The organism is Chamaesiphon sp. OTE_75_metabat_556, from assembly GCF_031378165.1.
Classification (GTDB): domain Bacteria; phylum Cyanobacteriota; class Cyanobacteriia; order Cyanobacteriales; family Chamaesiphonaceae; genus Chamaesiphon.
In genome coordinates this window covers 1-6,603 of record NZ_JANNDR010000307.1, presented here as the reverse complement: position 1 = coordinate 6,603, position 6,603 = coordinate 1, and the positions used below count along the sequence as shown (strand labels likewise).

Annotated in this window: 9 protein-coding genes; all 9 read right to left on the bottom strand. The window is 45.7% G+C overall.

Translation table 11 applies throughout. From position 1 onward, the window contains the following. Positions 1-555, bottom strand: a 555-nt coding sequence (locus RMO27_RS12430) for an NAD(P)-binding domain-containing protein (RefSeq protein ID WP_309732893.1), incomplete at its 3' end; no start/stop codon positions are given. Positions 556-761: 206 nt separating this feature from the next. Continuing rightward, positions 762-1,286, bottom strand: coding sequence for a YceD family protein (locus RMO27_RS12425; RefSeq protein WP_309732891.1), 525 nt, complete (start codon positions 1,284-1,286; stop codon positions 762-764). A gap of 108 nt (positions 1,287-1,394) precedes the next feature. Continuing rightward, positions 1,395-1,919, bottom strand: a complete 525-nt coding sequence (locus tag RMO27_RS12420; RefSeq protein ID WP_309732890.1) for a R3H domain-containing nucleic acid-binding protein — start codon at positions 1,917-1,919, stop codon at positions 1,395-1,397. 128 nt (positions 1,920-2,047) lie between these two features. Beyond that, positions 2,048-3,226: a membrane protein insertase YidC gene (yidC, locus tag RMO27_RS12415; RefSeq protein WP_309732888.1), complete on the bottom strand. Its 1,179-nt coding sequence runs from the start codon at positions 3,224-3,226 to the stop codon at positions 2,048-2,050. 115 nt (positions 3,227-3,341) lie between these two features. Continuing rightward, on the bottom strand, positions 3,342-3,761 hold the full coding sequence (locus RMO27_RS12410) for a PH domain-containing protein (RefSeq protein ID WP_309732887.1): 420 nt from the start codon (positions 3,759-3,761) through the stop codon (positions 3,342-3,344). Next, positions 3,751-4,119, bottom strand: coding sequence for a ribonuclease P protein component (rnpA, locus tag RMO27_RS12405; RefSeq protein WP_309732884.1), 369 nt, complete (start codon positions 4,117-4,119; stop codon positions 3,751-3,753). Before rnpA ends, RMO27_RS12410 begins: the two co-directional genes overlap by 11 nt. Positions 4,120-4,148: 29 nt before the next feature. Continuing rightward, complete coding sequence (rpmH, locus tag RMO27_RS12400) at positions 4,149-4,286, bottom strand: 50S ribosomal protein L34 (RefSeq protein WP_015162297.1); 138 nt, start codon at positions 4,284-4,286, stop codon at positions 4,149-4,151. 140 nt (positions 4,287-4,426) lie between these two features. Next, complete coding sequence (locus RMO27_RS12395) at positions 4,427-5,293, bottom strand: CPBP family intramembrane glutamic endopeptidase (RefSeq protein WP_309732877.1); 867 nt, start codon at positions 5,291-5,293, stop codon at positions 4,427-4,429. Positions 5,294-5,408: 115 nt separating this feature from the next. Then, positions 5,409-5,693 (bottom strand): ATP-dependent Clp protease adapter ClpS, encoded by a 285-nt coding sequence (gene clpS / locus RMO27_RS12390; protein ID WP_309732874.1) that lies wholly within the window; start codon positions 5,691-5,693, stop codon positions 5,409-5,411. Between the last annotated feature and the right edge of the window lie 910 nt (positions 5,694-6,603).

Here is a 6,603-nt window from a genome sequence, read left to right as displayed (position 1 = left end):
CACCATCTTCACATAATGTCCAGCCCCACCTTTACCGATATACGCTACACATGGACCATCGTCCACCTGAGCGGCGATTTTTGTCAAAATGGGTTCAAGATTACGATAGGCAGTTTCGGTGCCGCCTGGCATCATACTGGGGCCATTGAGCGCACCTTCTTCACCACCACTGACACCCATCCCGATAAAGGTAAATCCCAATCCTTCGAGATCTTTAGTGCGACGCTCGGTATCGGTAAATAGTGAGTTACCACCATCGATGATGACATCACCTGGTTCGAGAAAAGGTTTGAGTGAGTCGATCGTGGCGTCGGTAGCTTGACCAGCTTTGACCATTAGCAGGATTTTGCGAGGGGTTTCGAGTGCCGCACAAAAATCTTCTAACTTATATGTAGCAATGACTTTTTTCCCCTGGGCGCGGGTTGCCATGAACTTTTCGGTTACACTTCCCGTCCGATTGAAAATGGCGATCGGAAAGCCATTACGCTCGACGTTGAGGGCTAAGTTTTCACCCATGACAGCTAAACCAATCACACCGAAGCTTTGTAGAGACATAAAATATTGGAAATACTGGAGATGTAGGGTTCGATCGTTCTTCACCTCACACCTTAGCTCGATCCCCATTTTTTGGGGGATTTTAGATAACTATTTGTAAAGTTGGTTGGGAGTTGGGAGTTGGGAGTGATGCTTGCGCTCTCAATACTAAACAAGAAAGAGCGATCAAAGTATTTCGATCGCTCTTTCTTTAGTCAGGCAACTAGTTAATTCTGGTCGAGTTGGTTTTTGAGGTTTTCGAGGATGCCCCAGCGACTGTCGAGCTGTTTGACTTCAACTGGTTTGGGCACAGGTGCCAATTCTACTGGCGTAATTCCCGCACAATCTAGATTGCAGAGCTGTCGGAGTGGCAAGGATAGACATAGTTGCTCGTACAGCCAAACATCGGGCGGGAAGTGACCATCTGGGGGCAAAGAATCAATTAAGTCTTCGGGATCGGTTTTGATATCCATGCCGCGACGATCTGGTTCTGCTGATTCTGCTTCCAGCCAAATTACTTCTTTGGTATCTAGCATCAGTCGATGGTTGTATTGCTGCAAGCAGCGATCGCATTTGAGGGTAATAATTGTCTCTGTCTGTGCGGACACATCCAGGTATGTCCCCCCGTGCTTGACCACGATCTTACCCCTGACTGGTGTAAGGGTATCAAACTCTGGAATTAGTCGATCGACAATAATTTCTAGGGTGCGATCAGGTCGATTTGCTAGTTGGGGAATATACAGTGGTTCCATCAGTCAAGTAGGAATGTAAGTGTAAGACTAATCGAAGCTGGTAGCTTGGCATTTTATGAAGGTTGGCAAGCTTCTGTCAACATCCAACTAATGACAATTCTTCAGCCGCTATTCTTGATGCTCTTGCTCTTCTGGCGATTGCGCTAATTTTACGACCAACCGCCGATCGGGTTCTTGCCCGCGACTATAAGTTGAGAGATCGCCATAACTGGGATCGCTATCGAAAAAAGTGTGCATTTGACGGCGTTCGGCAGAAGACATCGGTTTCAGCACGACTTCGTTGCCATGTTCGCGGACTTGAGTAGCGGCTTCGTCGGCAATGCTTTTGAGGGCGATCGCGCGGCGGTGGCGATAGCCATCTAATTCGATCGTATATCCAGCTTGGAGATCTGCCTCTTGATGAATATTCAGGCTCGCATTGGCCAGATATTGAATCGCATCGATCGTCGCACCCTCAGTCCCAATTAAGATGTCGATTTGGGCGGGTGTCAGGTTGTCTGGCTCGATCGTCAGCCAGTAATTGGGCGGGCTAGTTTCGGCGGGTTGTTGGGTATCTACTGCTGTCGCGATACCAGATAAGCTCAGTAGTTGCTCCAACCACTGTTTGCCACGGTCTAAACGTTGATCGGTCATTGGGAGAGAGTGAATAGTGAATAGTGAATAGTGAATAGTGAATTGCTGAGAGTAATTATAGATAGAGATTAGATTTTGATGTCATCTTCCCTAACTATTCACTTTCCACTTTTCACTTTCCACTAATATTAGGTTGCTTTCTTTTTCTTATTCTTCTCAAAGGGGATTTCTTCGCGATCGCTATTATCTTTGGGCTTTTCGCTTTCTTGTAGATCTACCAATTTCTGAAGTTCTGGCGGTAGGGGTTCGCGATTGACTAGATAGGTTTGCGCTAGTTGGAAGACATTCCCGATCGCCATGTACATTAGGACGCCCGCTGGGAGGGGGAAGAATAAAAACATCCCCGAAAAAATAATCGGAGTGAATTTATTGACAGCTTGCTGGGCTTGTTGTTTTTCGGCTTCAGTATCACCTGCGCCAGCCATTGCGGGAGTTGGGGTGCCACTCGATAAGTTTTGGCTGACATAGAGACTCAAACCGAAGAAGATGATCATCGCGATGATGTCCCAGTGGATTTTGCCATCGGGATCGACCGCACCGACATGCCCGAGCGCATCGATAAATAGGAAGCCAGTATTGGCTGCAATCCCAGGAATCGTCCCTTTGAGGGTCACATCTCCAGGTGCGATCGCTTCGATTTGACCATCTGGCGTAATTTTGACATTTTCGGTTCCCTTAGTTATCGTCCACTCAGGAGCAAGTTTGGAATCGGGATATTGAGCTGTTAAATCAGTAAACGGCTTACCATCGATGCCTTTAAAGTCAACTTTCGCTTTTTGACCGACACCAACCACATTTCCCGTTGGAATATTCGCAATTACGGGCGTGTGAATATTAGTCGTAAAGTAAATATTGTGCGGTTCGCTGCTAAATACTTGCGGCTGAACTTGAGCGATCTGTTCGCCAGGGACGACTTGCAGATTGACATTGTATTCCACATTGGAAAATGGCGATCCCCGCAAGGTGGCAAATAAGGCAAACAACACCGGCATCTGGAGTAATACTGGTAGACAGCCAGCCAAGGGGTTGCCAAACTCCTTGTAGACGTCACTCATCGCCTGTTGTTGTTTGGTCGGATCGTCTTTGAATTTCTGCTGAATTTCCTTGACCCGCTTTTGCATCAATGGTTGCGAGATTTTGGTCTTGCGCATGTTCCGAATCGAACCTGCACCCAATGGATAGAGCGCGAAACGAATGACTAAAGTTAGCGCGACGATTGCGAGTCCATAGCTAGGCACGATTCCATAGAAAAAATCTATGATCGGCAGCATGATGTTGTTGGAGATAAATCCGATTCCAAAGTCCATTGTCAACTAGAGGTTAGGGTATAGGGTATAGGGTATAGGGGTTAGATTCTAGAAAAATAGGGCTGACAGAAGATAAATCGGCACTATTCCCTATTCCCTATCCCCTATTCCCTAATTAAGTAGTTTGAGCGGCAGCTTCAGCTTTTTCGGTTACGCTCAAGAGCGGTTGTCCGGTTTTGGCTAGCACCCGTTCGTTGATATAGTCATATATTTCCCGATAGCGAGGTAGAGAGCGCAACTCTAGACGACTACCGTCTTTGAGGGTTACTACCATGTCTCCCCAAAATCCTAACCCACGCGGGATAGTTACTGCGTCAGTAATTTCCGAATAGACAAGATCGGTTCGATCTTTGCCCATCCAACCACCAATTACCGAAATCCGCCGATCGGTAATCTTGTAGCGGAGCCAGATTGCCCTCACGATCGAGCCGATCGCCAAGGGGATAAACACTACAAATACCGATAAAACTACGTGAAAAATCAGATCCCCAATGTGGGGACCGCCTTCATAAAACGTTTCTTCTTTAATGCCCATCAAGTACCTCTGCGGCTGCCAACAACTGCTCTAATTCTCGCAAAATTTCGACGTATTCGCACCCCCGTGCTGAAGGTCGGACGCCAATTACTAATGACCAGCCGCTGGCAATCTGCGGTAAAAGTTGACGGAGAGCCGCTTTCACTTGTCGCTTGAGGAGATTGCGCACGACTGCTTTTTTACTCACTTTTTGACTGACGGAAATCCCAAACCGAGTAGCAGGCAGATTTTCGGTAGCAGATGGCGGCTGTTTCAAACTTCTAAGTGTCAAATGCACTTGTTGATGACGTTTGCCATGCTGATAAACTTTTTGAAAATCTTGCCTGCGTCTGAGTCGATGGGGTTTAGGCAATGACACGAGTTGCTACTCTATCCATTGACCCAAACCTATACAGACAGGCGATGCCGACCTCTAGCTCTGCGCGCTTTGATCACTTTTTGCCCAGTGCGGGACCGCATCCGCGCTCTGAAACCAGATGTTCGCTTTTGTTTGCGGTTAGTACCGCCGAGAGTACGCTTTGTCATACTTGGATCCGCTCGAATTAATTAAATAAGAATACTTGAAGAAGGCAAAAAAGCCACAATGTCCTAGTATAGCAGCTATCGTCGGCGATCGCGTATTTCGGAGTTGGGAGTTAGGAGAATGTAAATTAAAAGAAAAAAGTTTACACTTTAGATCGATCGACTTTGGGTGATAAATTTGACATCAATCCAGCTAAGACTCCCAAGAAAATCAATCCCAGCAATCCCGAAATCGGATTGCCATTTATACCCGTAATCCAGTCCGAAACTTGACCGGAATATTTAACCATATTCCCAATATTGACAATATAGTAAGTCCACACCATCCCAGCGTGAAGACCGATCGACATCCCTAGTAGATTACTATTTTGACGTTTGGCAATAATGACGATCGTCCCCAGCAAACACAATCCCGGAAATTCAGGGAAAGAAGCCAGGATAACTGGAATCGGCTTGAGAAAATGGAGCGCAGCATATAGGCTGGCATCGGCGATGAGCGCAATTAGTGGTGTATAGTCTCGCTCCAATTCATCCAACATCCAGCCTCGAAAAAATAACCCTTCTGCTAAACCGACACCTAATGCAGTTGCGGAGCCTTCTAGTGCTAATTGGGAAATTGGTAATCGGGGTGATTGCCATGTCAACCAGCCGAGTAAACCTTGGGTGACAAATAAGGCTAAAGCAAATCCAGCACCGATCGCGATACCTTTGAGTAATAATAATCCATTCTGACGGGTAAAGACTAAACCATAACGAGCATAAAGATTAGGATGCTGATAAACTTGTTTACCCCACCACGGGAGCAAGGCGATAAACTCGATCGCGAGTAATCCCATTGTCAGGATGGAGAGTAAATTTTTGGTACCGGGATCTTCGAGATTTTGGGTATTGCCCATCACTAGATATATCAGTGCCAATCCAGGCAGCCATAAGAGAGCGAGCACCAAGAGGAAGCTCAACATCCTACCTGGTGCGGGGTAATTTTTAATGTGACTTAGATTTATTAACATGATGGTAGATAGAAGATCCAAAATTTTCAGCCGCCACCATCAGATTAACTCAAACTACTATCGAATTTGAACTGCGATCAAACTCTTAGATAATGGGCAGGTCTAATCCTAAAGCCTAATCTGCAAGCTCGATCGTGCTAATCAAACCGTGACTTTTGAGGACATCACAGTAATGTTCGGCATATTCTTGATTGCAAGTAATCACTAGTGCCATTCCATATTGATGGGCTTCCATCATGATATTAATTGCTTGAGGTGCCGAGAGGTGGGGGATGGTAGTTATCAATACCTCGACTACATGTTCCATCGCATTGAAGTCATCGTTGTGGAGGAGCACGCGATAATTGGGTGCTAGTTTACAGATGGTTGACTGCTTTTCGATAGTTTCTGTATAACTCATATGCCAGTAGATTAAAGTCGGTGGACAGTAGCCAGTAAACAAGCGATCGACCATCATTACCAACGCAGATTATTGCCATTGCTGAATGTGAAGCGGCTGACGATCGGGTCGGATTGCAATCTATCGATTGACTTATTTACTACATCATCTATTTTACCCAATCGTTAATGGGAGCATCCCACTTTTTATTACTCTTTTGTAGAATAATGCATCAAGAACCACTCATCAGGCAGTTCAGCGATCGATGTTGTTTTTATCTGTCAGGATTTTAAAAAGTGGGATGCTCCCCATTTGATTGACGTGTTGCCCATTCCCATAAATCATTGATTGCTGGTTCTGCTGCGGCCGCTACTCGTTGATTTGTTTTCTGAAAAGTGGAGACTATTGCACCTTTGATTGAAGCTATCGTTAAAGTAGCTCGATCTAATCTCCGAATCGAGCTACTTACTGTTCTTCGAGTTCGATCGATCCAAATTAGGTAGCGATCGAAGATCGGGGATGCTAGGAAAGGTTTATTTGCAAAGGTCGTAGACCCAAAATCCCGCTTCCGCTCCAAGAGGGGGTCACTTAGTTCAACTCACCCCTACTGGCATAGATCCTTTTAAATCCTACCGGCATCTCAATTAGACAGTTTGCAGGGCAATATTCGTCGAATTGGCGGTCAAAACTTACATGTCTGCACCTTCGATAATTCATTGGAGAGAGGCGATCGATAAATACAAAGTTGATTCGATCGAGCCTACCCGATCGGCTTTAAAAATAACCCGACTTCTTCCAAGAAGTCGGGTCGATCGCATCACTTTTTAACTAACCTAACCGATACTAGAAGGCTCTTTTTCTTTAGCTAAGAACTTCTCTAACTCAGTCAATGCCTCAGCATCTACTTTAGTTTGCATTGGGCAGAATTTAG

What these genes read in the sequence shown, in the direction of transcription:
- RMO27_RS12425 (WP_309732891.1), bottom strand. Translation starts at nt 1,286, where the DNA reads ATGGAACCACTGTATATTCCCCAACTAGCAAATCGACCTGATCGCACC.
- RMO27_RS12420 (WP_309732890.1), bottom strand. Translation starts at nt 1,919, where the DNA reads ATGACCGATCAACGTTTAGACCGTGGCAAACAGTGGTTGGAGCAACTA.
- yidC (WP_309732888.1), bottom strand. Translation starts at nt 3,226, where the DNA reads ATGGACTTTGGAATCGGATTTATCTCCAACAACATCATGCTGCCGATC.
- RMO27_RS12410 (WP_309732887.1), bottom strand. Translation starts at nt 3,761, where the DNA reads ATGGGCATTAAAGAAGAAACGTTTTATGAAGGCGGTCCCCACATTGGG.
- rpmH (WP_015162297.1), bottom strand. Translation starts at nt 4,286, where the DNA reads ATGACAAAGCGTACTCTCGGCGGTACTAACCGCAAACAAAAGCGAACA.
- RMO27_RS12395 (WP_309732877.1), bottom strand. Translation starts at nt 5,293, where the DNA reads ATGTTAATAAATCTAAGTCACATTAAAAATTACCCCGCACCAGGTAGG.
- clpS (WP_309732874.1), bottom strand. Translation starts at nt 5,693, where the DNA reads ATGAGTTATACAGAAACTATCGAAAAGCAGTCAACCATCTGTAAACTA.